Origin of the sequence: Streptomyces sp. NPDC093065 (assembly GCF_044754585.1) — a bacterium.
GTDB lineage: Bacteria > Actinomycetota > Actinomycetes > Streptomycetales > Streptomycetaceae > Streptomyces.
In genome coordinates this window covers 22,810-48,356 of record NZ_JBIVPJ010000016.1, presented here as the reverse complement: position 1 = coordinate 48,356, position 25,547 = coordinate 22,810, and the positions used below count along the sequence as shown (strand labels likewise).

Here is a 25,547-nt window from a genome sequence, read left to right as displayed (position 1 = left end):
TTGAGAGGGCATACGTACACACGGACGGGGGCGTTCAACGGGCGAACCGATTCACCGCCCGCCGGGCGGGCAGTAGTCTCCCGTGGTCATCCCCGTCCATGACGTGAACCCGGCGCGCCGCACCCCGTGGGTGACGTACGCCCTGATCCTCGCGAACGTCCTGGTGTTCGTGTTCACCCCCGGCATGACCGGGTCGGCGGCGGGTGACGGCAGCCTGGCGCAGATGTGCGACCTCCAGGCGTTCCTGGACCACTGGGCGGCGGTGCCGCGGGAACTGCTCCAGCACCGGATGCCGCACCTGGTGCCCACGGGCGCCGTCGGGATCGGCCCGCGGGGCCCAGGCTGCGTGGTCGCCCCGCCCGGTTACGACAAGTCGCCGGAGCTGAGCGTCCTGACCGCGATGTTCCTGCACGGCGGCTGGCTGCACCTGCTGGGCAACATGCTGTTCCTGTGGATCTTCGGCAACAACGTCGAGGACCGGATGGGCCACGTCCCCTTCCTGCTCTTCTACGGCGTCTGCGGCTACGCGGCGACCTACGGCTTCGCGCTTGTCGACGCCGACTCGGGCGCCCCGCTCATCGGCGCGTCGGGCGCGATCGCCGGGGTGCTCGGCGCCTATCTGGTGCTGTATCCGAGGGCCCGCGTCTGGGTCCTGGTGCCCTTCCTGATCTTCCTGCCGCTGCGGCTCCCGGCCTGGCTGGTGCTGGGCTTCTGGTTCGGGCTCCAGGCGGTCTACTCCTCCGGCGGCGCCGTGTCCGACGCGGGCACGGTGGCGTACGCGGCCCACGTCGTCGGCTTCGTCGTCGGCATGCTGATCGCGTGGCCGCTGAGGCGGGGCACCCCTCCCCCGCCGGAGCCGCGCGGGCTGCTGTTCGGCAGGCGGGCGCGGCCCGGGTGGTGAGCGGTGCCCGCGGTCCGCTCAGGCAGGAGCCGCCTCGCTGCGCGCGGCGGGGGCCGGGTCGGTCCAGCGGATGCGGGTGCTGCACAGCGCGACGGCACCCGCCGAGGCGGCCACGGCTCCCATGCCCCAGGCCAGGCTGCTCGCACCGGCGATGAAGCCGATGAGCGGCGGGCCGGCCAGCAGCCCCGTGGTGCCCATGGCGGCGACCAGCGTCAGCGCGTCCGAGCCCTGCCGGGCGGCGGCGGCGTAGACGCAGGGGGTCACGGCCGCGATGCCGAGGCCCATGCAGGCGAAGCCCGCGAGGGCCGGTGCGACGCCGCCGCTGACCAGGGCGACGGCGAGACCGGTACCGGCCACGGCGCTGCCCAGCAGGACGACCCGGCCGTCGCCCCAGCGGCTGCGCCAGCCGTCGGCGAACAGGCGGGCGAGGACCATCATCCCGGACACCACGGCGATGCCGAGCGGGGCGAGTTCCGCCGACGCCTCGGCGACGTCCTTGAGGTAGAGGGCGGACCAGTCGTTCATCGCGCCCTCGGCGACCGTGCCGAAGACCATGGCGCAGCACATCCACAGGGTCAGCCGGGAAGGGACGGTCCAGCGACGGCGGGCGGGCTTCGGGTCGGCGGGGGTCTCCGCGGCGGCCGGGTCCGTCCCGTCGGGCGCGGCCCCCTCGTCGAGCAGTCCGGTGCGGGCCGTCGCGCCCAGTACGACGAGCAGGGCCACGGCGACCGCGAAGTGCGCCGCGACCGATCCGGTGGCGGCGGTCATGCCGGAGGCGAGCAGGGCCGCGAGCAGGGAGCCGGCGCTGAAGACGGCGTGCAGCCTCGCCATCGTGTTGCGTTCGTGCCGCGCCTCCAGGGCCGCCCCCTGCGCGTTCATGGCCACGTTCAGGCAGCCGACGAGGACGCCGTCGACGCACATCACCAGCAGGGCAACGGGGTAGTCGGGTGCCGCCGCCAGGGCGAGCAGCAGCAGGGCCAGGCCCAGTTGGGACAGCAGGGACAGCCGGCGCGAGCCCATGCGGCGCATCAGCCAGGCGACCGCGGGGAAGGACACCGCCGCGCCGACGCCCGCGGCCATCAGGAGCACCCCCACCTCGGCCGCGCTCAGGTCGAGGTCGGACTTGATGGCGGGGATCCGAGCGGCCCAGGTGGCGTACTGGAAGCCGAGGGACAGGAACAGCGCACCGATCGCCAACTGGCCGCGCAGGAAGGGGTCGTTCGGACGGGACACGCGCAATCAGCTCACTTCGCGCAGGGTGGGGGCGGGCGGGGAGGGGGACGGACGGGCGCGGGTCTTCCGGACGGGCGCCACCGGCTTGGACATGTACACGGCTCCGCCGCCGTACTCGCCGGCCGGCACCACCCCCGGCTCGGGCACGAAGCCGCGCGCCGACCAGAAGGGTTCGGTGCCGCCCACGGCGACCAGGGAGATCCGCTCGTCGCCGCGCGCCCGGGCGGTGCCGGTGAGGCGGTGCAGGAGGTGCCGTGCGAGTCCCCTGCGGCGCAGACCCGGTGCGACGACGATGTCGTGGAGGTGGAGGTTGCCCGGTGGGCAGGCGGGCGCGGCCGGCTCCTCGGCCCGCGTCAGGTCCGGGTAGCGGTGCGGCGGGCAGGGCAGCGCGAGCAGGTAGCCGGCCGTGCGGGCGCCGACGTCCACGACGAAGCAGGTGCCCGGCGACGCCGCCGCCCTGGACTGCAGCGCGGCCCGGCCCTCCGACAGGCCGAGGCCGGTGTAGGCGTCCCGCTCCAGCGCGACGACCGCGTCCCAGTCCCCGTCGCCGAGGGGGCGTACGCGCACGGTGTCAGCCATCGGCGCCGGTCCCTTCCGGGCGGCCCGCGAAGGCGTACGGGAGCGGGGCGAAGCCGTTGAAGCCCAGGGTCGTGTAGCTGGTCGCGTAGGCGCCGCAGGACAGCACCCAGACCGGGTCGCCCGAGGCCAGTGCCTTGGGCACCGGGACCAGTCCCTCCTCGTGGGAGTAGGCGTCGTCGCTGTCGCAGGTGGGTCCGGCGACGACGGCCGGGACGTACGGGCCGCCGGTGTGCCCGGGGAAGACCAGCCGGTACTGCAGGGCGTCCATCTCGTACAGGCCGTTGAACTTGCCGCAGCTCAGGTACAGCCAGTGCTGCCGTGCGCCGTCGGCCGCCCGGCGCTCGGCGAGGCGGGCGACGTGGGCGCGGATCGCACCGTGGTCGGCGACGAGGTGGCGCCCGGGTTCGACGACGAAGTCCAGGGGGCCGCCGTGGATCCGGCGCAGCTCGTCCATGCCCTCCCGGATCACCGCGAAGATCTTGTCCAGTGGCGGGTCGAGGGGGTTGCCGCGCCGGTCCCGGTAGCCGAGCGCGGGCAGTCCGCCGCCGAGGTTGACGTGGTCGACGCGGACACCGCGCCGGCCGAGGGCGCCGAGGACCTCGCCCAGGTCGTCGACGGCGCCGTGCCATGCCTCGCCCGTCATCTGCTGGGAGCCGACGTGCACGGACAGGCCCGCCGGCACCAGTCCGGCGTCCCGGGCCTCCTCCAGCACCCGGACGGCGTCGCCGGGCGGGCAGCCGAACTTGTTGCTCAGCCCCCACACCGCACCCGCCCCGCCGGTCGCCACCCGGCAGAACACGCGGGCGCCGGGGGCGTGTTCGGCGAGGGCGGCCACGTCCTGGAGGCTGTCGGTGGCGAAGGTGCGCACGCCGAGCCGGTACGCCTCGGCGATGTTCCGGTCGGACTTGACGGTGTTGCCGTAGTGCACGCGCCCGGCCGGCATCCCGGCCCGCAGCGCCTGCTCGACCTCGCCGGGGCCCGCCGCATCAGCCCCGGCACCCCGCCGGGCGAGGGTGGCGAGGACCTCGTCGACCGGGCAGGCCTTCATCGCGAACCGCACCCGCACACCCGGCAGTTCGCGCAGCAGCGTGTCGTGGCGCTCCTCGATGCCGGCGAGGTCGTACACGAGCCGGTCCTCGGTGGCGGCGGCGAGGGCGGCGGCGAGGGGTTCGCCGAGGCCCGCACCGGTCACCGCGCTCACCGCCGCTGTCCCGTGGGCGGAGCGAGGGGGGTGGCCTTGGCGGCGGTCACCATGCCCTCCCACGCCTCCGTGAGCAGCGCGAAGTCCGCCATGTCGCCGCGTGCCTCGTCGAGCAGGCGTTCGCGGCGGCCGGCCAGGTGGTCGGCGAAGCCGGCGTATCTGCCGCCGAGCCGGCGGTAGGCGGTGTCGAGGGCGTCGAGCCTGCGGACGTTCTCCGCGGTGTCGAGGCCGGTGCTCTCGCGGGCGAGAGCGGCGACGGCATCGGAGCGGGCCCGGCCGTGCTCGTCCAGCAGCGTGTCGCCGGCCTCGGCCAGGCGGTCGTAGACGTGGTGGAAGTAGAGCATCGACAGCAGGAACTTGGCGAAGCGGGTCTGGTAGGCGAGGAAGCCGGGCCCGGTCCTGCGTTCGCCGGTGTAGTAGTTGACGATGTTGCGGTTGTGCAGCACGCCGGGCAGCCGGGCGTCGTGCACGAGGTGGATGAGGAAGTAGTCGCTGCCGATGGTGTCCCGGGCGGGCGGCAGCGGCACGCGCTCGCTGACCGTCGGGCCGTGGAAGGCGATGTTGCACATGTCCACGCGCATCGGGTCGACCACCGTCAGCAGCGCGTGGTCGGCCGTGAAGGGTTCGGTGCCGGCGCCGGTGAAGGACTCCTCGGCCAGTTCCCGCTTCTGTGCGGGGGACCAGTGCTCGGGTGCCCAGAGGGAGACGACGTCGCGGTAGACATCGGGGTCGGCGTCCCGTATCTGCGCGATGTCGACGGAGAGTTCGCCCACGAAGGAGCTGCCCACCATGGCGACGCGCCGCTCCAGCAGGGGGCCCGGCAAAGTCGACTCGGTGACGTGGGGCACGGCGTCGGCGGCGCGCTCGCCGAGGGACAGCAGCTCGTGGTGGACGGGGAAGACCGTACGGCCGTCCACGCTCTGGTAGCGGCTGTCGGAGTCCCTGCGGTGGACGGACTCGCAGCCGAGCGCGGCCGCGATCAGGAAGGCGCGGTTGGTGCAGGCGCCGTAGGACAGCCCGTCGGGGAGCATCAGGTCGAGGAGCAGCTCGGGCTTGGCGCTGCCGGAGCGTGCCGTCACCCGGGTCAGGAAGTCGCGCTGGGCGGCCTCGTCGAGGTGGTGGACGGTGATCCGGGGGTGGCCGGGCAGCTGCCGTAACGCGTCGGCGTGGGCGGCTCGGTCCCCGGCCGGGCAGGAGTCGAGGAGCAGCAGGTGGACATCGATGTCGAAGTGTTCGGCGGCGTAGGCCGCTTCCTCGCCGAGGGCCGTGATCGTGTCCGGGCAGCGCCGGTTGGTGGGAAGGGTCAGGCAGATGCTGCGCATGCGGCGTCCCCGGTGGCCTCGTCGGTCGCCTCGTCCGTGTCGCCGCCGTCGGTGCCGGCGTCCGCGTGCCAGGGCGTGAGACCCAGCAACCTGGCGCCCAGTTCCGTCAGTTCGGCGGGCCCGTAGCGCTCGGACTCGGGCCGGCGGGCGTCGCCGAGGAGGGTGGCGTTCCAGTCCGGGGTGGCCAGGGTGCGCCAGGAGTCGACGCGGGAGTCGCGCAGGGTGCGGTGGGTCTCCAGCGCGGGCATCATCGACAGGTACTGGACCGCGCGCACGCCCTCGCCCGAGATGTTGGGCGCGACGCCGTGGGCCAGCAGGCCGTTCCAGATGAGCAGGTCGCCCGCCTCCAGGTCGGGCCGTACGACGGGCATGTCCTCGCGGTCGACCGCGGGCCGGATCGGGTCGCGGTCGTCGGGCTGGAGGGCCTTCCACCGGTCGAAGCGGCGGAACAGCTCGGGGCAGCACTGGAAGCCGCCGTGGTCGGGCTTGGTGTCGTTGAGGGCGATGATGCCCTGGACGCGCTGCGGCAGCACGCCGAGGGAGGTGTCCACGTCCCAGTGCAGCTCGATGTCGAAGCCGCGGTCCGGCTTGTCGATGAGCGCGCGGTCGCGGTTGCCCACGTTGGGCGGGTTGAGGTTGAGCCGGTCCAGAGTGACCCACAGCTCCTCGCAGTCCCACACGTCGACGAAGGCGTCGTAGACGCGCTGCGTCTGGCGGCTGTCCCAGATGAGCTGGTGGTGGTAGGCCTCGACGAAGCCGTAGATGTGCAGCTCCCGGTCGAGGTCGGAGCGGTACTCGCGCTCCTGGTACCAGGTGTCGGGGCGTTCGGGGTCCAGGCCCTGGAACTCCCAGGCGAAGTCGAGCAGCCGGCGCGCGGACTCTGCGGGTATCGCCTCCTTCACGACGACGTAGCCGTAGGTCTGCCAGTGGGCGAAGTCCTCCTCGGACAGCACCCGCAGCGGACGGGTCTTGTCGAGATCGCGCAGCTGGGTGCGGGCCAGGTAGGTGTCGGCGTCCGCGCTGAAGTAGGGCAGGTCCGACGGGGCTCGGTGGAGGTGGGAATCGGGCGTTGCCATGTGGTGCTCCAGATCCTCGCCGTCCCCGTGCGGGCAACGGCGGTGCGCACGACGGTGGTCGGCCGTCGCACATGAGGTCGGTGGTGGCAGCGGGAGCCCGCTCGCGGCACGGGGCGGGAGCGGGGCGACGGGGGCGGATCGGACGGACGGGGTGCTCCCCGCCCGGGGTTGGCCCGTTCGGGGTCGGCCCGCTCGGGGCTGCTCACCCACTCGGGGCTGCCCCTGCTCGGAGGTCGCCCCGGTCCGCGCCCCCGTCCGGAATGGTCGTCTCGTCCGGGGTGGTCGTCACGGAAGTCGTCGTACGGAAGTCGTCACCACGGCAACGGGTGCGCAGTCCGGCCGCGGCTGGTGTCCGGCGCGGTAACTGGAGTCACATGTGCCCCTCGCCGAACTTGCGCCTCACAATGGACTAGACCAAGGGAAGGTGTCAACACCCCTCCGGACTAGGCAAGTTGTTACTTCCGAGTTCGACGGCGGCGCCCTTGACACGCCTGGTTAACCTGAACGCGCACCCTCTTGGTCTATACCAAGAAACCACCCGAAAGGCGCGGCCGATGTCCTCCAGCAAGCACAGCAGCGAGTTGCGTCGGCTCGCGCTCTCCGTCCTCCAGCCGGGCTTCGTGGGCACCGAGGCCCCCGACTGGATCCTGCGCGACATCGGCGACGGACTGGCCTCCGTCGTGCTCTTCTCCCGCAACATCGTCTCCACCGAACAGGTCGCCCGGCTGACCGCGAGGCTACGCGCGGAGAACCCCGACCTGATCGTCGCCATCGACGAGGAGGCGGGCGACGTCACCCGCATCGAGTCCGCCACCGGCTCGTCCCGGCCGGGCAACTTCGCCCTCGGCACCGTCGACGACGCGGAGCTGACCGAGGCCGTCGCCGCCGACCTCGGCCGGCAGCTGCGCACCGCCGGGGTGAGCCTCGACTACGCACCGAGCGCGGACGTCAACTCCAACCCGGACAACCCGATCATCGGCGTACGCTCCTTCGGTTCGGACCCCGACGTGGTCTCCCGGCACACCACCGCGTGGATCCGCGGACTGCAGTCCGCCGGCGTCGCCGCCTGCGCCAAGCACTTCCCCGGCCACGGGGACGTCGCCGTCGACTCCCACCACGACCTGCCCTCCTACCCGGCCGGGCGGGACGAGATCGCCGCCCAGGCGCTGCCCCCGTTCCGGGCCGCCGTCGCGGCCGGGGTGCGCGCGGTCATGAGCGGCCACCTGCTGGTGCCCGCCTACGACCCCGACCTCCCGGCCACGCTGAGCCGGCCAATCCTGCAGGGCCTGCTCCGCGAGGAGTTGGGCTTCGACGGCCTCGTCGTCAGCGACGCCATCGAGATGGGCGCCGTCACCCGCCGCTACGGCATCGACGGCGCCACGGCGAGGGCCGTCGCCGCCGGGGTGGACGCCGTCTGCGTGGGCGGCGAGAGCGCCGAGGAGGCCACCGTCGCGCTGCTGGTCAAGGCGCTGGTGACGGCCGTGACGGGCGGGGAGCTGACCGAGGAGCGGCTGGCCGGGGCGGCGGGCCGGGTACGGGAGTTCGCCCGCTGGTCGGCCGGGCTGCGGGCGGCCGGGGACGCCGGTGAGCCGGCCGGGGACGGCATCGGGCACGTCGCCGCACGCCGGGCCGTGCGGCTCACCGGCGCCGCGCGGGCCGCCCTGCCGCTGACGGCCGCGCCGCACGTGGTCGAGCTGGCCCCGGTGACCAACATGGCCGTCGGCGGGGAGACCCCGTGGGGCGTGGCCGACCCGCTGCGTCAGCGGCTGCCCGGCACGACCTCGGTGCGGCTGCGCGGGCAGGAACTGGAGGAGGAGGGGACGGCGGCGCTGGAGAGCCGTGCCCTCGAACCGGCCGCCGGGCGCCCGCTGGTGATCGTCGCCCGCGACGCGGCCCGGCACGCGTGGATGAGCCGTGCCGTGACCGGTCTGACCGCCGCCCGCCCGGACGCGATCGTGGTGGAGATGGGCCTGCCGGGCACCACCACCGCCGCGGTGGCCCAGATCTTCACCCACGGCGCGAGCGCGGCCTCGGGGGTGGCCGCGGCGGAGGTGCTCACGGACGTGTCCGCGGGCTGAGCCGGCGCCTGGGAGCGGAGTGCGTCAGCGCGCGGTCCGCGTGTGGACGTACTCCGCGAGGCGGGTCAGCGCGTCCGGGTCGGTGGTCGGCAGGACGCCGTGGCCGAGGTTGAAGACGTGGCCCTCCAGTCCCGCCGCCGCGTCCAGGATCTCGCGGGTCTTGGTCTCGACCGCCTCACGGCCGGCGAAGAGGACGGCCGGGTCCAGGTTGCCCTGGAGCGCCTTGCCGGGGCCGACGCGGCGGGCCGCCTCGTCCAGCGGGACGCGCCAGTCGACGCCGACGACGTCCGCGCCGGCCTCGCCGAGGAGGCCCAGCAGCTCACCGGTGCCGACACCGAAGTGGATGCGCGGCACGCCGTACCCGGAGACGGCCTCGAAGACCTTGCGGGAGGCGGGCAGCACCGAGCGGCGGTAGTCCGCGGGGGACAGCGCGCCGACCCAGGAGTCGAAGAGCTGGACGGCGCTCGCACCCGCCTCGATCTGCACCTTGAGGAAGGCGGCCGTGATGCCGGCGAGCCGGTCCAGGAGGTCGGCCCACAGCTCGGGGTCGCCGTACATGAGGGCCTTGGTGTGCTCGTGGTTGCGGGACGGGCCGCCCTCCACGAGGTAGCTGGCGAGGGTGAACGGCGCGCCCGCGAAGCCGATCAGCGGGGTGGCGCCCAGCTCGCGGGTGAGCAGGCCGAAGGCCTCGGTGACGTAGGTGACGTCCTCGGGGGTGAGGTCGCGCAGCCGCGCCAGGTCCGCGCGGGTGCGGATCGGGTCGGCGACGACCGGGCCGACACCTGGCTTGATGTCGAGGTCGATGCCGATGGCCTTGAGCGGGACCACGATGTCGCTGAAGTAGATCGCCGCGTCCACGCCGTGCCGGCGCACCGGCTGGAGGGTGATCTCGGCGACCAGTTCCGGCCGGGTGCAGGACTCGAGCATCGGGATGCCCTCGCGCACCTTGAGGTACTCCGGCAGTGAGCGCCCGGCCTGCCGCATGAACCACACGGGCGTGTGCGGCACCGGCTCACGCCTGCACGCCTTGAGGAACGCGGAGTCGTACGTGGCGGTCGGCTGCTGGCCCGCGGGGCTCTGGTTGGCACTCACACGGGCAAGTCTCGCATGCCCTCCGGACACCGCCGGACCTCGGGTGGAGGGGTCACGGAGCGCGGCTGAGACGGGCGGGGCGGCCCCCGCGCGCCCCCGCGGGACCGCGTGATCCGGACATCGCGTCCGCACGCGGGTGTCCCTCCCTGCACCGGGCCGCCGTTCCGCTTAATGTTCCCCGCATGGCTGCGGCTCAGGGACGACTGTCGGACGGCGCTGGCGGAATGGACGACGCGAAGAGGACCGAGGAAGAGGCCCGGCACAAGGAGAGTCACAACGGAAACAACGGGAGTACGGCACCGCCCGCCTTCACGGCCGCCGTGGAGGCGCTGCGGGCCGCGCGGCTGCGGCCGCAGATCGAGGTGGAGGCGACCCGCGCACCGCAGCGGCTCGCCCCGCACGCGTACGCGCTCGAGGCCGCGGTGGTCGACGGCGACGAGGACCTGGCGGACGGGCGGCTGGTGCTGCTGCACGACCCGGCCGGGCACGAGGCCTGGCACGGGACCTTCCGGCTGGTGACGCTGGTGCGGGCCGAGCTGGAACCGGAGATGGCCGCGGACCCGCTGCTGCCGGACGTATGCTGGTCCTGGCTGACCGGCGCGCTCCAGGCGCGCGGGCTGACGTACGGCGAGCCCAGCGGCACGGTCACGCGTGCGAGTTCCCACTACTTCGGCGGGCTCTCGGCCCGGCCGTCGGCCTCGCAGATCGAGATTCGGGCGTCGTGGACGCCGCGCGAGGGTCTGGGCGGCGTCCCGGACACGGCGGCGCACCTCTCCTCGTGGTGCGACCTGCTGGCCCAGGTCGCGGGCCTGCCGCCGGCCGCGCCGGGCGACGCCTCGGTCGTGACGCTGCCGCAGCGGCGCGGCCCGCAGTCGCGCTGACGCTCCACCAGTCGGCGTTCATCGTTCCGGGCGTGGGGTGCGCACGCCCGGAGGAGGTTCCGTCACTTTGTCGACACGGCCACTTTCGGCCTCGTATCGACAAAGTGCGAAACCGTTCGATCTTCGAATGATCGACAGCGTGTCCGAATTGCTCGGATTGTTACTCACCAGATCGTGATCATTCTCTAAAGGCGGACGCGTTCGGTGCCGAAGACGACTGTGACCTTGAAAGCACGGTTCGTCCCGGCTTCACCCCCATGAGCCGGCTCCGTCCCCGCACCCCAGGAGGCCTGGTGTCCGTTCTCCTCGAGCAGCCTGCAAGCCTGGTCGCCTACCGCCCGAACAAGCCGACCGCCATGGTGGTCGTGGCCGACCCGCGCGTCCGTTCCACCGTCACCCGCCATCTGTGGGCGCTCGGTGTGCGCGACGTCATCGAGGCCTCGTCCGTCGCGGAGGCTCGTCCCCGCATCGGCAACCCCCGCGACATCTGCGTCGCCGACGTCCATCTCCCCGACGGCTCCGGCCTGACCCTCCTGTCCGAGACCCGCGCCGCGGGCTGGCCCAACGGGCTGGCACTGTCCGCGGCCGACGACATCGGCGCCGTACGCAACGCCCTGGCCGGCGGCGTCAAGGGCTACGTCGTCACCGGCACCCGTACCAACGTGGGGCTCCCCACCCGGCCGGGCGCCGCCCCCATCGGCGCCGCCGCCCGTCTGCACCGCCGTCCCCCGGGCGCCCCGAGCCACCCGGGCGGCTACCGCGAGCTCTCCGGCCGCGAGGTCGAGGTGCTGCGGCTGGTCGCGGAGGGCCAGTCGAACAAGGCGATCGGCGTCTCGATGGGCCTGTCCGCCCTCACCGTCAAGAGCCACCTGGCCCGCATCGCCCGCAAGCTCGGCACCGGCGACCGCGCCGGGATGGTCGCCGTCGCCCTGCGCACGGGCATCATCCACTGACCGCTCCGGTCTTCCGCTCCCACTCCCCACTCCCCGCCCGAACCTCCCTGACGACGCCCCGTGAGGCCCGTCTTTCACCGACCTGACTGGTTTACGACCCCCCGGCGCCCGCCGACGGAACGTTCCGTCGGCGGGCGCCGTCGATCCACCGATACCCTTGACAGGTGACCGACGCCCACGAAACCGCAGCAGACCGTCCACTGCGAACCACCGGAGGCGCCCCTCCGGAAGACGCCGGATCTTCTGTGAGCCGGGCGCCGATCCCCTTGCTCGAACCGCGCGAGGGCATTCCGCCGGTGATCGCCGACGCGGACGCCCTCGCCGAGGCGACCGCCGCCTTCGCCGCCGGGAGCGGCCCCGTCGCCGTAGACGCCGAGCGCGCCTCCGGGTACCGCTACGGGCAGCGCGCGTATCTGGTGCAGCTGCGCCGCGAGGGCGCGGGGACGGCGCTGATCGACCCGGTGGCCTGCCCCGACCTCTCCGGTCTCGGCGCGGCGATCGCCGACGCGGAGTGGGTGCTGCACGCGGCGACCCAGGACCTGCCGTGTCTGCGCGAAATAGGGATGGTGCCCACCCGCATCTTCGACACCGAGCTGGCCGGGCGCCTCGCCGGGTTCCCGCGTGTCGGCCTCGGCGCGATGGTGGAGAACGTCCTGGGCTTCGTCCTGGAGAAGGGCCACTCCGCCGTCGACTGGTCGACGCGCCCGCTGCCCGAGCCCTGGCTGCGCTACGCCGCGCTCGACGTCGAGCTGCTGGTCGACCTGCGGGACGCCCTGGAGAAGGAGCTGGACCGCCAGGGCAAGCTGGAGTGGGCCCGGCAGGAGTTCCACGCGATCGCCTCGGCCCCGCCGCCCGAGCCGCGCAAGGACCCGTGGCGCCGTACGTCCGGCATGCACAAGGTGCGCCGGCGCCGTCAGCTCGCCGTGGTGCGGGAGCTGTGGCAGACCCGGGACCGGATCGCGCAGCGCCGGGACGTCTCCCCCGGCAAGGTGCTCGGGGACGCGGCCATCGTCGAGGCGGCGCTCGCGCTGCCGCCCAACGCGCACGCGCTGGCCGCGCTGAACGGGTTCGGGCGGGTGAACCGCCGGCAGCTGGAACAGTGGCAGGTGTCGGTCGACCGGGCCAGGGCACTGTCCGAGTCGCAGCTGCCGCAGCCCGGCCAGCCGGTGACCGGCCCTCCGCCGCCGCGCGCCTGGGCCGACAAGGACCCGGCCGCCGCGGCCCGGCTGACCGCGGCGCGCGCGGGAGTGACGGCGCTGGCCGAGCGGCTGAACATGCCCCAGGAGAACCTGATCACCCCGGACACCGTGCGCCGGGTCTGCTGGGAACCGCCCGCGACGGCCGACGCCGAGTCGGTGAGCACGGCCCTGGCAGGACACGGGGCCCGTCCCTGGCAGGTGGAGCAGGTGACGCCCGTGCTGGTGGCGGCGCTGAGCGGTCAGACGTCGTAGCGGCGGCGCGGCGCGGCCGGAGCACGCCGCGGCCGGAGCACGCCGCGGCCGGGACACGCCGCGGCGGGGCGCGGCGGCGGGTTCCGGCCAGATCCTGGGACGAGCGGTGCGCAGTGGGCCGGGCCGGCCACGACGGCCGGCCCGGCGGTGCTCCGGTGGTGTGACGGCCGGTGTGACCTTCGCCGCTCCCGCCGGGGGGACTGGGCAGCTACGTTACTCATAAGTAGCATGGGGCTGAGCGCACGCTCAGTGCATGCGTGCCGCAGCAGTGCCATCCCGCACCCTGGAGGAGAGCCATCGTGCCTCGTACCGTCAGGGACGTCGTCTTCGTCGACGGCGTCCGCACCCCGTTCGGCAAGGCGGGCCCGAAGGGCGTCTACCACGAGACCCGCGCCGACGACCTGGTCGTGAAGGCGATCCGGGAGCTGCTGCGCCGCAACCCCGGTCTCGACCCCAAGAAGATCGACGAGGTCGCCGTCGCCGCGACCACGCAGATCGGCGACCAGGGCCTGACCATCGGCCGCACCGCCGGCATCCTGGCGGGCCTGCCCACCTCGGTCCCGGGCTACTCCATCGACCGCATGTGCGCGGGCGCCCTGACCGCGGTCACCACGGTGGCCGGCTCGGTCGCGTTCGGCGCGTACGACGTCGCCGTCGCGGGCGGTGTCGAGCACATGGGCCGCCACCCGATGGGCGAGGGCGTGGACCCGAACCCGCGGTTCGTCAGCGAGAAGCTGGTCGACGAGTCCGCCCTGTTCATGGGCATGACCGCCGAGAACCTGCACGACCGCTACCCGGGCATCACCAAGCAGCGCGCCGACGAATACGCGGTGCGCTCGCAGGAGAAGGCCGCCAAGGCGTACGCCAACGGCCAGATCCAGGCCGACCTGGTGCCGGTCTCGGTGCGCCGCACCAACGAAGAGGCCGGCGAGACGGGCTGGGGCCTGGTCACCGCCGACGAGCCGATGCGCCCCGGCACCACGCTGGAGAACCTGGCGGGCCTGAAGACGCCGTTCCGTGTGCACGGCCGGGTCACCGCGGGCAACGCGGCCGGTCTGAACGACGGTGCGACCGCGTCGATCATCGCGAGCGAGGACTTCGCCCGCGAGAACAACCTGCCGGTCAAGATGCGCCTGGTCGCGTACTCCTTCGCGGGCGTCGAGCCGGAGGTCATGGGCTACGGCCCGATCCCCGCCACGGAGAAGGCCCTGGCCCAGGCCGGGCTGTCCATCGACGACATCGGCCTGTTCGAGATCAACGAGGCCTTCGCCGTCCAGGTCCTCGCCTTCCTGGAGCACTACGGCATCGCCGACGACGACGCCCGCGTCAACCAGTACGGCGGCGCCATCGCCTTCGGCCACCCGCTGGCCTCCTCGGGCGTCCGGCTGATGACGCAGCTGGCCCGCCAGTTCGAGGAGCAGCCGAACGTCCGCTACGGCCTGACCACCATGTGCGTCGGCTTCGGCATGGGCGCGACGGTCATCTGGGAGAACCCGCACTTCGAGGGGGACAAGTGAGCACCACCGCAGAGCTGCTGAAGGGTGCGGCCGAGCTGTTCCCCGGCGAGGTCGTCACGCAGGCGCACGTACGCCACTTCGACCTGCCCCTCGGCGCCGGGCGCTTCGCGCTCGTCACGCTGGACAACGGCCACGACCACACCAAGCCGACCACCCTCGGCCCGCAGTCGCTGGCGAACATCGACGCCGCGATCGACCAGGTCGAGAAGGAGGCCGCGGACGGCGACATCGTCGGCGTCGGCGTCACCGGCAAGCCGTTCATCTTCGCCGTCGGCGCCGACCTCAAGGGCGTCGAACTGCTGAAGCGCCACGAGGACGCGCTGGCCATCGGCAAGGGCGGCCACGACGTCCTCAAGCGCCTGGCGAACCTCGCGGTGCCGTCCTTCGCGTACTACAACGGCGCGGCCATGGGCGGCGGCGTGGAGATCGGCCTGCACTGCACCTACCGCACGGTGTCGGCGGCCCTGCCCGCCTTCTCCCTCCCCGAGGTCTTCCTCGGCCTGGTCCCCGGCTGGGGCGGCTGCACGCTGCTGCCGAACCTGATCGGCGCCGACAAGGCCGTCTCGGTGATCATCGAGAACAGCCTCAACCAGAACAAGCAGCTCAAGGGCGCACAGGTCCACGAACTCGGCATCGCGGACGCGATCTTCGAGGGCGCCGACTTCCTGGAGCAGTCGCTGCTCTGGACGGCGTCCGTCCTCAAGGGCGAGATCACCGTCGAGCGTCCGCTGATCGACCGCGGCGAGGCCTGGGACCAGGCCGTCGCCAAGGGCCGCTTCATCGCCGACGGCAAGGTGCACGGCGCCGCCCCGGCCGCCTACCGCGCCCTGGACATCATCGCCGCCGCCAAGAACGGCGACCTCCAGCAGGGCTACGACGCCGAGGACCAGGCCCTCGCCGACCTGATCATGGGCGGCGAACTGCGCTCCGGCATCTACGCCTTCAACCTGGTCCAGAAGCGCGGCAAGCGCCCGGCGGGTGCGCCCGACAAGTCGCTGGCCCGCCCGGTCACCAAGGTGGGCGTGGTCGGCGCCGGCCTGATGGCCTCCCAGCTCGCGCTGCTCTTCCTGCGCCGGCTGGAGGTCCCGGTCGTCCTCACCGACATCGACCAGGAGCGCGTCGACAAGGGCGTGGGCTACGTCCACGCCGAGATCGACAAGCTGCTCGGCAAGGGCCGTGTCAACCAAGACAAGGCCAACCGCCTCAAGGCCCTGGTGACCGGTGTCCTGGACAAGGCCGAGGGCTTCGCGGACGCCGACTTCGTCATCGAAGCGGTCTTCGAGGAGATGGGCGTCAAGCAGAAGGTCTTCGCGGAGGTCGAGGCGGTCGCCCCGGCGCACGCCATCCTGGCCACGAACACCTCTTCCCTCTCCGTCTCGGAGATGGCGTCGAAGCTGAAGCACCCCGAGCGGGTCGTCGGCTTCCACTTCTTCAACCCGGTCGCGATCCTCCCCCTGCTGGAGATCGTCCGCGGCGAGCAGACCGACGAGGCCGCGCTGGCCACGGCGTTCGGCGTCGCCAAGAAGCTGAAGAAGACCGCGGTCCTGGTCAAGGACGCCCCGGCGTTCGTGGTCAACCGCATCCTGACCCGCTTCATGGGCGAGATCCAGAACGTCATCGACGAGGGCACCCCGGTCGAGGTCGCGGAGAAGGCGGTGGAGCCGCTCGGCCTGCCGATGTCCCCGCTGGTCCTCCTCGAACTGGTCGGCCCGGCCATCGGCCTGCACGTCTCGGAGACCCTCAACCGGGCCTTCCCCGAGCGCTTCACGGTCTCCCCGAACCTGAAGGCGGTCGTCGAGGCGGGCAAGCGCGGCTTCTACGTCTACGACAGCGGCAAGCCCGAGCTGGACCCCGAGGTCGCCGCCCTCCTCAAACAGGGCGACTCCGTCCTGACGGAGGAGCAGGTCCGCGACCGCGTCCTGGACGCGGTGGCGCGGGAGATCGGCCTGATGCTCGACGAGGGCGTCGTCGCCGAGGCCCAGGACATCGACCTCTGCCTGATCACCGGCGCCGGCTGGCCCTTCCACCTGGGCGGCATCACGCCGTACCTGGACCGCGAGGGCGTCTCGGAGCGGGTGAACGGGAAGCGGTTCCTGGAGGCGGGGGTGGCGAGCGTGCCCGCGTAGGCACAGGCTCGCTGCCCGAAAGGGGCGTGGGGGGGGCGGGGGGCGGGGGGGGGGGGGGGGGCCGCGCCCCCCCCCCCCCCCATTTTAGCCGCGGCCTCAAAGCACACGCCCCGGGGGTTGGGGGGGGGGGGGGGGGGGGGGGGGGCGGGGGGGGTGTGGGGGGGGGGGGGGCCGCGGGGGGGGGGGGCCCCCGGGGGGGGGGGGCGGGGGGCCCCCCCCCCCCCCACGCCCCCTCTTTTTCGCCGGTCCTACACGTCCGACGCCGCGAGCTGGGCGATCGCGGCCGTGGCGCGGGCGCAGTTGTCGCGGTCCTCGAAGGCGAAGAAGGCGCGCGCCCGGTAGTCGTACTCCGGTTCGCGGACACACCCGTTGCCCAGGTAGCGGATCACTTCGGTCACCACTTCCTCGACGTTGCCGCACACCGGTCCGAACCCGTCGTACTCGGCTTCGAAGTACCCCTTCCTGGCGTGCTTCGCCCAGTACTCCTCCGGGTCGAACCGGGCGTAGACGAGCGGCGTGCCGAGATAGGCCATGTCGAAGTGGACCGAGGACCAGTCGGTGATGAACAGGTCGCACTGGCGCAGGGCCGTCTGCACGCCGACCTTCGTCTGGTCCAGGCGCTGCACCCGGGGGTGGTCCGGTACGACCCCGTCGATCATGTTCCGCATCTCGTAGTGCGGAAGGAAGTCGAGCACGTAGTCGTAGTGCTCCAGCGCCTCCATCAGCTTCGGGTGCCGCAGCAGCTGCACCATGAACTCCCGGTAGGCCGACTCCCGGAAGATCTCGTCGACCGCGTTCCGGTCGGCGCCGTCCTGCTGGAGGTAGGAGGGGATCGTCAGGTACTTGCGCCAGGTGGGCATCAGCAGGACGCGCCGTCGGCCGCGGTCCGGCTGGAGGGCGTCGAAGCGCGGGAAGCCCAGCGCCTTGGCCTGCTCGCCGTAGTGCATGTGCTCGGAGAAGTACTGGGCCTCCCGGTCACTGGTCGCGAACACCAGGTCCACGCCGGTCCGGTTGCGGTGCAGTGCCTTGCTGCCGTCCTCGTCGGTGACCCCGTGCTGGAGGAAGACCCGCCGGGCGCCGATGCGCCAGTTGAGGTGCTTGAGGTACTTCGTGCGGTCCCAGCCGTCGGGGAGCATGTACGAGTCGATGTCGTAGGCGTTGACGAGCAGCGACGCGTGCAGCATGAGCAGCTTGTGCTTCCAGGAGCTGTGCGCCACCACGTTCCCCAGGCGCTTGAGCTTGGCCCGGTCCGCGCTGCCCTTGTCGATGACGTAGTAGGCCTTGCGGCGGCGCTCGTGCTGACGCAGGTACGTGAACAGGTGCAGGCTGTTGTCCTGTGCGGTGTCCTTGCGTTCGCCGATCAGCCAGATCTCCTTGCGGCGGTAGAACCGGAGTGTGGCCCGCCGGATGGCGCGGGCGCGCCAGAAGGGTGCCTTGCGCTTCTTCTGGTCCCGGTCCAGTCCCTCCAGGAACTCCTCCCAGTCCTTGTCACCGTCCCGGCCGACCGCTTCCCGTACGACGAGTACGGCGTTGTCCTTGCCCTTCGACAGCGGCAGGATCCAGCGGTCGGCGACCTTCATGGGCCGGGCGCCGCGCAGCATCGCGGTGGTCGTCATGCAGGGGCGGGAGACATCGCGGCCGGAGGTGCACACGACCAGTTTCAGCGGGAACTCGCCGTCCTTGAGGGCCGCTGCGGGGACGACCGCCTCGAATCCGCCCCAGGCGAGATCCTCACGTGTGGCCAGCAGGTCACTGCGCCAGACCTGCCGCGCGGGCACCATCTGGCCGCTCTTCTCCACCCACAGCTGCAGTCGATTGCGCATGGGGCGGCCCATCGGGAGTCCGTTGAGGACGAACCGGCCGGCGACGAGGACCCCGCCGGACTCAGGGTCCGCCTGAATCCGTTCCACGTGGACGCTGGTGGCGGAGACCTTCGTGAGCGGGAGCAGGGCGCTCGGGACCGTGACGTCGAGGTAGAGGTCTCCGCCCCGTCCGTACACGCCGCTGATCGCCTGGTCCGGGCGGGCGAAGAGCTCGTACCAGTTCATGTACATCGCCAGGAACGGCAGCCGGTGGCGGGCGTCGTGGGTGGAGGCCACGACGGCGTCGGGGGTGACCAGCGTGTAGACCGCGCGGGCCCGCTGGAAGAGCCGGAAGAGTTCGTCCTCGGGCAGGACCTGCGGCGCGCGCAGGGCGAAGCCCTGGTAGCTGCGCACCAGGAACCGGTTGAGGACCTCCTGCCGGTGACCGGAGAGACGGGAGCGCAGGGTCATCAGGTACTCCTCCAGAAGGAGGTGGTCCCAGTAGTTCTCCGTGCGCTCCCACAGCTTGTCCATCGTGGAGTCCTCGGCAGCGCGCTTGCGGTACTTGTAGACCGTGTCGGGCACCATGGCGATGCGGTCCGCGAGCAGCATGGCGGGAACCGAGAAGAACGCGTCCTCGAAGTGCACGCCTTCGCGGAACCTGATGTTGTTGGCACGGATGAACTCGAGGTCGAAAAGCTTGTGGCAGGCGCTTCCGCCGTGGATCATCTCCGGGATGTTCTCGATCCCGGGGTGCACCTGCACCTGCTTGCCGAAGTAGCGCAGCCAGGGCCAGTTGGTCTCCTCCGGGAACGTCTCCATCCGTCCGACGGTGAGCGGCACCCGCTCTTTCACCGCCGTCCGCCACATCGTTTCCAGGGCGTCCTCGGGCAGTACGTCGTCGGAGTCGCAGAAGGTGATGTAGCGGGCGCTGACCAGGTCCATCCCCGCGTTCCTGGCCCCGCCGGCCTTGCCCTCCGCGTGCACGAACGCCCATACGTTGGGATGCTGGGCGGCGAATTCCGCGGCGATCTCGGCCGAGCCGTCGCTGCTGCCGTTGTCGACCAGGACCACCTGGCAGCGGTCGAAGATCGTCTGGCGTGCCAGTGAGTCCAGGCACTCCGGGAGATATCTCTCCACGTTGAAGATCGGAACGACGACGGCGACGGCGTAGAGGGGATCGAACACGAATGACTCCTGTTTTCTGACGAATACCCCATTTCTGGAGTGGACGCTGATCAGTGCCGGGCGGACTCGACGACCAGCTGGGCGTTCCCGCCCTCGGCGGTGATCCGTGCGAGGCCGTGGAATCCGTTGACGGGCGGGTGCTGGGCCAGGGCCGGGGAGACGGTGCAGGGGCGCGAGACGTCCCTGCCCCGGGTGCACACCACCAGACGCACCGGGAAGGAACCCGCCGGGAACTGCCCGGGATCGACGGCGACGCTGAAGACGGCACCCGGCTGGTCGGGCCGGTCGTGGGAGTGCCCGTGGTTCACCGCCGGGAGGGTCTGGCCGCTCCGTTCGAACCAGACCTGCAGTTCCAGCTTGTCCAGCAGCTCGTCGGGGATTCCGTTGACCGAGAAGCGGCCGTGGATCACCGCCGTGCCCCCGTCGCCCGCGGAGACGCCCTCGATCCGGGCCGGGACGGACGTGACCTTCGTGAGCGGCAGCCCCCACGACGTCCCCGGATAGTCGACGTAGAGGTCGCCCTCACGGCCGAAGACCTGGCCGAGGACGGCGGCCGGGCGGTAGAAGAGGTCGAAGTCCCCGAAGTGCAGCGCGAGATAGGGGAGCCGGTGCCTGGTGTCGTGCGTGCTGCGGGCGAACTGCTCGGAGGTGATCCCCCAGTAGAGCGTGCGGCAGCGTTCGAAGAGCTGCCGGCAGTCGGCCTCGCCGAAGACGCGGGGCGCCCTCAGCAGAAAGCCCTGCATGCTGCGGACGAGGAACCGCTCCAGCGTCTCCTGCTGGTACGGCGTGAGCGACTGGCGCATCGCCGCGAGGTACTCCAGCATCACCAGTTGATCGGCGTAGTTCTGCGGGAGATCCCAGATGGTGTCCATGACGGAGGTGCCGTCACCGCGCCTGCGGTACTCGTAGACGGGGGCGTCGACCAGCGCGATGCGCTCCGACAGCAGCAGCGCGGGCAGCGAGACATAGGCGTCCTCGAAGGCGGTGCCGGTGCCGAACCGGATGCCCTGGGAGCGCAGCAGGTCGAGGTCGAAGATCTTGTTCCAGCAGGACGCCGAGTGGATCAGGTCGGGAACGTCGACGACGCTGCTCACCGTCTTGACGTGCTTGCCGAAGTACTTGTGCCACGGCGACTTGACCGGCTTCGGGACATGCTTCTCGCGGCCCACGACGACCGTGGCCCGGGTCTTGACGATGGTGTTCCTGAGCACTTCCAGGGACCGCTCGGGCACGACGTCGTCCGCGTCCCAGAAGACGATGTACGGCGTGGTGGCCATGTCCATGCCCATATTGCGCGCGTCGCCGGCCCGGCCCTCGGGCTGGGAGACCAGGTCGACGTTCGCGTACCGCCCGGCGAATTCGCTCGCGATCGCCACCGACCGGTCGCTGCTGCCGTTGTCGACGAGGATCACATGAGCACGCGCCAGAGCCGTCTGCGCGGCCACCGACTCCAGAAACTCGGCGAAATGGTTCTGGACGTCGCGGAACGGCACGACGACGGTCACGTCACGGTTGGCTTGGGACATACTTCCTCCTGGAACACCACATCAATGATTCGACCCCCGAACGAGGCGATCGATCGCTTCCGAGGCCCTCACATTGTTCTGCCGGTCCCGGTACTCGAAGAACTTCTCCACCCGCCGCAGGTACTCGGGTTCCCGCACGCAGCCTTCCCGCAGGTAGCGGACCACCTCGCCGACGACCTCTTCGGCGGTCTCGCAGACCGGCCCGAATCCGTCCCTGCCGGCATCGAAATAGCCCTTCCGGTAATGCCCGGCCCAGTATTCGTCGGCGTCGAACTGCGCATAGACCAGGGGAGTTCCCAGGTATGCGACGTCGAAGGCGGTGGAGGACCAGTCCGTGACGAAGAGGTCGCAGCGCCGCATGGCGTCCTGCACGCCGACCTCGTTCTGGTCGAGGACCCGGACCCGCTCCCGGTCCGGCACCATCTCCCCGACCATCGCGCGCATTTCGTAGTGCGGCAGGAATTCCAGCGTGTAGTCGTACCGCTCCAGGGCGACCGCCAGATCCGGGTCGTTCAGGAAGCGGATCATGAATTCCCGGTAGCCGGAGGCGAGGAACCGGTCGCGCGCGGCCTGCCGTGCCTCGCGGCCACCGCCGTCACGGCTGTACGAGGCGACGGTCAGGTAGGCGCGCCACGTCGGCATGAACAGGATGGTGCGCCGGCCCCGGGCGGGGGTCAGCGCGTCGAAGCGGGGGAAGCCGATGACCTCGGTCTGTCCCTCGTAGCCGAGTTCCCGCGAGAGGAACCGCCCCTCGTCCCGGCTCACCGCGAAGATGAGGTCGACGCCGGTGCGGTTGCGGTGCAGGCCCTTGCTGACGTCCTTGTCCGTCACCCCGTGCTGCAGGAAGACCCGGCGGGCGCCCACGCGCCAGTTCAGGTGCTTGAGGTAGCGGGTCCGGTCCCAGCCGTCGGGCAGCATGTAGGTGTCGATGTCGTAGGCGTTGACCAGTACCGACGCGTGCAGCATCAGCAGCTTGTGCTTGGCGGAACTGTGCGCGACGACGTGCCCGAGTCCCGCCAGGTGGGCTCGGTCCGGGCTGCCGGCCCGGATGACGTAGTACGCCCCGCGCCGCTTTCCGGAGGTGCGCAGGTGCCGGAACAGATGCCGGCCGTTGTCCTGCGCGGTGTCGCTCCGCTCGCCCAGCAGCCAGATGTCCCGTCCCAGGAGCAGCGTCTTCAGCGGCTTCGTGAGCAGCCGGATCAGGCGCTGCTTCCAGAACGGCCGGCGGCGCAGTACGTGTTTGACGTCCTTGGCGAGGAGGCCGCCCAGGACGGCGTGCCTGCCGAGGACCATCAGGATCGCCCGGTTCCTTCCCTTCCAGTGCGGCACCACCCTGGTCCCGCCGTGCTCCGCGGCACGCGCCCCGCGCAGGTAGCCCGCGGCGACCAGGCACGGGGTGACCGCCTGGCCGCCCTCGGCGTCGACGACGAACTCCAGGTCGTGGACCCCCCGCCGCAGGGCGTCCATGGGCAGGTCGGCGGTGAAACCGCCCCATTCCGTGTCGGCCCGCGTGTTCTTCAGGTCCCGTCGGCGGACCTGGGTGGCGGGGACGCTGAGGCGGCTGCCGCGTACCCGCAGGCTCAGGTGCCCGGCCAGGGGCCGGACCAGGGGCATCCCGCCCACTTCGAACCGTCCGGAGAGCCTCAGCGTCCCGGTTCCCGGCAGCCTGCGGACGTGCTCCAGGTGCGCGGTGAAGGGCGTGGCCCGTGCCAGCGGGGACAGTTGGTCCGGAAGGTCGCCGAAGAGGTACGGGCCGCCGTCCCGCACGGAGAGCTTGTGCAGGTGGGCCGCCCGGTCCGCGAAGAGACCGAAGTCGCCGGTGAGGAAGGCGAGGTAGGCCACCCGATGGCGCGCGTCGGCGGTGGCCCGGACGACCAGGTCGGATGCCACGTCTCCGTAGACCGCGCGGCACCGGGTGTAGATGTCCTCCAGTTCGGCGCCCCGGAAGAGGTCGGGTGCCCGCAGCGCGAAACCCTGGTAGCTCCTCACCAGGAAGAGGTCGAGCACGGCCCGCGAGAGGTCCGGGAGGCCGGCCCGCATCCGGTGCAGGTACTCCACCAGCTGGAGGTGGTCCCAGTAGTTCTGCCGCCGCGTCCAGATGGCGTCCATGGTCGAGTTCCCCGCGGCGCGCTTGCGGTACTGGTAGACACACGCGTCGACCAGGGCGAGGCGGGTGGCGAGAACGAGTGCGCGGACACCGACGTAGGCGTCCTCGAAGTGGACGCCTTCGGCGAAGCGGATGCCGTGGGAGCGCAGGTAGGCCAGGTCGAAGAGCTTGTTGCAGGCGCTCGCGCTGTGGACCAGTTCGGGCATCTCCGCGACGCTGCCGAAGGTCTGGTCGCCCTTTCCGAAATATCCCTTCCAGGCCCAGTCGGTCGGCTTGGGGAAGGTCTCCATCATCCCCACCACGACCTGTGCGCCGGTCGTGGTGGCGGCGTCGAGCATGCGTTCCAGCGCGGTGGGCGGCAGGACGTCGTCCGAGTCGCAGAAGGCGATACGGGAGCCGGTCGCCCGGTCCATCCCGAGGTTGCGGGCCGCGCCCGCGCCCCCGCCGCGACGCACCAGCACCGTGGTGTTGCCGTGCCGGCGGGCGAACTCGGCGCAGAGCCGGTAGGAGCCGTCGGTGCTGCCGTTGTCGACGAGCAGGACCTCGCAGCGCTCGAACACCGTCTGTGCCTCGATGGAATCCAGGCACTCCTGGAGATACTGCTCCACGTTGTACACCGGCACGACCAGCGTGACGTCATAGGAATTCATGTGCGGTGGGGCTCACTCGCGGGCTCGATGGCGTTCTGGTGGTCCGCGGTCTCATAAGGACTGGGCACCGGGAAATAGGCTTCGAGGAAACGATTCAGCATGTCTCGCTGCGCTTCCGGGTCGGCCGCTTCCACCGTGTCGTTGAGACAGAAGGTGTCCATGTTCCTGTTGGCCAGGAGCGTGTTCAGGCGCCGCTCGGCCAGCTCCGCCGACAGGTCGATGTAGCGGTACTGGATCTCCCCCACCGTGGCCCGGGCCGAGTGGTAGGCGAAGTAGTGGTGCAACGACGAGGCGATCGGCACGTCGTCGGGGGAACGGAAACGTGCGTGCTGCGTGGTGGTGTGCTCCTCCGAGAAGGTCTCCTCGATCTCCCGCAGCACACTCCTGCGCAGCGCGTGCGGCGTGTGCTTCATCTTCTGGGAAATGGCGGTCCCGAATTTCTGGGCGATGAGCCAACGGCTGTTCTTCCCCGCGGCATTGACCGGGAGGTCGTCCGGGGAAGCGGCACCTCCCGGTATCAGGGCGGCCGAGGTGAAGAACTTGGTGATGCCGTTCGGGTGGAAGAAATGCGCAGGCGTGACCGGCCGGCCGAAGAAGACGTCGTCGTTCAGATAGAGGAAGCACTCCGACAGGTCCGGCACATGGTGCAGCTGGCTCTCGATGGCGTGGGAGTTGAACGTCGGCAGAGCGGTGGCCGCCGCGGAGAAGATCTCCCGGTGGTCCACCACTCGGAGGTTCGGGTGCTGCGCATGGAGCCAGGACGGCACCTGTCCCGCCGTCACCAGATGGACGTTGCGCACCCAGGGCGCGTTCTGATGGAGCGACCGCAGCGAGTAGCGCAGCTCGTCTCGGCTGGTGAACCGCGAGTCGTTCGCCGCCTGCTCGTGCAGAGGGTCCCCGGAGAGCTCCTGGCGCGCACGGTCGCGCGACGCCCGCCAGACCGGGTCCGAGTCGTCCACCCAGGTGTAGACGACGTCGATGGGGAACTGGTGGTCCTCGGGGAGCGGCACGGCGAACTCGGCCAGCGTCCGGGCCTTCCCGGTGCGGTACGCGGAGGGTATGGGACTGAACAGGCTCTGCGGTGCCGACTTGCGCGCTGCACCCGCCGGAACCGCGTCGATGACCCGGTTGGGCCGCGGAGCGCGCAGTTCCCCGTCCCGCTCCGTCCACATCTCGATGTCGCAGCCGCTGGCCGCCCCGAAGACCAGTTGCTGGGTCGGGTCGCACACGTACCAGGCCACGCGCAGCACCTTGTGGTTGCGCAGCTGCCGCCAGGACCGCTCCTCGTCGCCGGGTTCCATCCGGGCCTCGCCGCCGCCGGCCGGTCCCACATAGCCCGGGGCCTGCGCGAAGGCCAGCCGGAGCATCTCCTCCACCAGCGGGCGGGAGGCGGTGGGGACGGCGACGGCGGGCAGTCCGCTGTTCGTGCCGCGGACACAGAAGTAGTCGATGCCCGCCGACTCCAGGACGGAGACCACGATGTTGAGATTGCGGGCCCGGGCGGCCCAGTCCGTCGCGCCCTCGACCAGCAGCGCACGCATGTGGCGGCGGCCGACCCGGACGACTCGCCGACTGTGCGCGGGGCTGTGCCGGGAGGCGTTGCGCTTGCCCCCCATCGCCCAGACCACGGCGGCGGAACGCACGGAGTCGGCGGCGGTGAGGGAGGACTTCACGGCCTTGCGCACCGGGGTCGGCACCCCGCGGACGATGCGCCGCCGCGCGCCGGTGGGAACCGCGGACCGGTACGCCGAGATCAGCGCTCCGGCTTCAGGGTTGTCCGAGCCACCCACGAGGCATCCACCATCCGTACCCAGCAGCTCTGCCCCTCCGAGGGTGTCCACACCTCGCTGTGTGGGCCTCGGAT

General features: G+C 71.7%; 17 protein-coding genes. 7 read left to right on the top strand and 10 right to left on the bottom strand.

The features are described from left to right. Positions 1-82 precede the first annotated feature (82 nt). On the top strand, positions 83-901 hold the full coding sequence (locus ACIQFU_RS25450; protein ID WP_402554473.1) for a rhomboid family intramembrane serine protease: 819 nt from the start codon (positions 83-85) through the stop codon (positions 899-901). Positions 902-919: 18 nt separating this feature from the next. On the opposite strand, the gene ACIQFU_RS25445 is transcribed toward ACIQFU_RS25450, so the two are convergent. Genes ACIQFU_RS25445 through ACIQFU_RS25425 form a run of 5 tightly spaced genes read right to left on the bottom strand, consistent with a single transcriptional unit; the run spans position 920 to position 6,312 of the window. Next, positions 920-2,134: an MFS transporter gene (locus ACIQFU_RS25445; protein ID WP_402554472.1), complete on the bottom strand. Its 1,215-nt coding sequence runs from the start codon at positions 2,132-2,134 to the stop codon at positions 920-922. A 6-nt stretch (positions 2,135-2,140) separates the two neighbouring features. After that, positions 2,141-2,713: a GNAT family N-acetyltransferase gene (locus tag ACIQFU_RS25440; protein ID WP_402554471.1), complete on the bottom strand. Its 573-nt coding sequence runs from the start codon at positions 2,711-2,713 to the stop codon at positions 2,141-2,143. Continuing rightward, a complete protein-coding gene (locus tag ACIQFU_RS25435; RefSeq protein ID WP_402554470.1) occupies positions 2,706-3,914 on the bottom strand; it encodes a type III PLP-dependent enzyme in 1,209 nt (402 codons plus the stop codon). Before ACIQFU_RS25435 ends, ACIQFU_RS25440 begins: the two co-directional genes overlap by 8 nt. Further along, on the bottom strand, positions 3,911-5,236 hold the full coding sequence (locus tag ACIQFU_RS25430; RefSeq protein WP_402554469.1) for a DUF6271 family protein: 1,326 nt from the start codon (positions 5,234-5,236) through the stop codon (positions 3,911-3,913). Before ACIQFU_RS25430 ends, ACIQFU_RS25435 begins: the two co-directional genes overlap by 4 nt. After that, positions 5,218-6,312 (bottom strand): phytanoyl-CoA dioxygenase family protein, encoded by a 1,095-nt coding sequence (locus ACIQFU_RS25425; RefSeq protein WP_402554468.1) that lies wholly within the window; start codon positions 6,310-6,312, stop codon positions 5,218-5,220. The genes ACIQFU_RS25430 and ACIQFU_RS25425 overlap by 19 nt, the downstream gene beginning before the upstream one ends. Positions 6,313-6,866: 554 nt before the next feature. On the opposite strand from ACIQFU_RS25425, the gene ACIQFU_RS25420 reads away from it, so the two are divergent. Further along, entirely contained in the window at positions 6,867-8,390 is a 1,524-nt protein-coding gene (locus ACIQFU_RS25420; protein WP_402554467.1) for a glycoside hydrolase family 3 protein, read from the top strand. 24 nt (positions 8,391-8,414) lie between these two features. Here ACIQFU_RS25420 and hemE read toward each other — a convergent pair whose 3' ends face one another. Beyond that, positions 8,415-9,482, bottom strand: coding sequence for a uroporphyrinogen decarboxylase (gene hemE / locus ACIQFU_RS25415; protein WP_402554466.1), 1,068 nt, complete (start codon positions 9,480-9,482; stop codon positions 8,415-8,417). A 182-nt stretch (positions 9,483-9,664) separates the two neighbouring features. Between hemE and ACIQFU_RS25410 the strand changes: the two genes are divergently transcribed. The 5 genes from ACIQFU_RS25410 to ACIQFU_RS25390 all read left to right on the top strand — a co-directional run bounded on the left by ACIQFU_RS25410 (position 9,665) and on the right by ACIQFU_RS25390 (position 16,410). Further along, positions 9,665-10,363, top strand: coding sequence for a DUF3000 domain-containing protein (locus ACIQFU_RS25410; RefSeq protein WP_402554465.1), 699 nt, complete (start codon positions 9,665-9,667; stop codon positions 10,361-10,363). Positions 10,364-10,656: 293 nt separating this feature from the next. Next, the gene (locus ACIQFU_RS25405) at positions 10,657-11,316 is read left to right on the top strand and encodes a response regulator transcription factor (RefSeq protein ID WP_043378652.1); all 660 of its coding nucleotides are present in this window, start codon (positions 10,657-10,659) and stop codon (positions 11,314-11,316) included. Positions 11,317-11,480: 164 nt separating this feature from the next. Next, a complete protein-coding gene (locus ACIQFU_RS25400; protein ID WP_402554464.1) occupies positions 11,481-12,767 on the top strand; it encodes an HRDC domain-containing protein in 1,287 nt (428 codons plus the stop codon). Between the two features lie 299 nt (positions 12,768-13,066). Further along, a complete protein-coding gene (locus ACIQFU_RS25395; protein ID WP_402554463.1) occupies positions 13,067-14,284 on the top strand; it encodes a thiolase family protein in 1,218 nt (405 codons plus the stop codon). Beyond that, on the top strand, positions 14,281-16,410 hold the full coding sequence (locus ACIQFU_RS25390; RefSeq protein ID WP_402554462.1) for a 3-hydroxyacyl-CoA dehydrogenase NAD-binding domain-containing protein: 2,130 nt from the start codon (positions 14,281-14,283) through the stop codon (positions 16,408-16,410). The genes ACIQFU_RS25395 and ACIQFU_RS25390 overlap by 4 nt, the downstream gene beginning before the upstream one ends. Before the next feature lie 248 nt (positions 16,411-16,658). Here ACIQFU_RS25390 and ACIQFU_RS25385 read toward each other — a convergent pair whose 3' ends face one another. From ACIQFU_RS25385 to ACIQFU_RS25370, 4 genes are read right to left on the bottom strand one after another with little or no spacing between them, the layout of a single operon-like run. After that, entirely contained in the window at positions 16,659-19,400 is a 2,742-nt protein-coding gene (locus ACIQFU_RS25385) for a CDP-glycerol glycerophosphotransferase family protein (RefSeq protein WP_402554461.1), read from the bottom strand. A gap of 50 nt (positions 19,401-19,450) precedes the next feature. Further along, on the bottom strand, positions 19,451-20,926 hold the full coding sequence (locus ACIQFU_RS25380) for a glycosyltransferase family 2 protein (protein WP_402554460.1): 1,476 nt from the start codon (positions 20,924-20,926) through the stop codon (positions 19,451-19,453). Between the two features lie 21 nt (positions 20,927-20,947). Next, the gene (locus ACIQFU_RS25375) at positions 20,948-23,683 is read right to left on the bottom strand and encodes a glycosyltransferase (RefSeq protein WP_402554459.1); all 2,736 of its coding nucleotides are present in this window, start codon (positions 23,681-23,683) and stop codon (positions 20,948-20,950) included. Continuing rightward, complete coding sequence (locus ACIQFU_RS25370; protein ID WP_402554458.1) at positions 23,680-25,473, bottom strand: stealth family protein; 1,794 nt, start codon at positions 25,471-25,473, stop codon at positions 23,680-23,682. Before ACIQFU_RS25370 ends, ACIQFU_RS25375 begins: the two co-directional genes overlap by 4 nt. Positions 25,474-25,547: the final 74 nt, after the last annotated feature.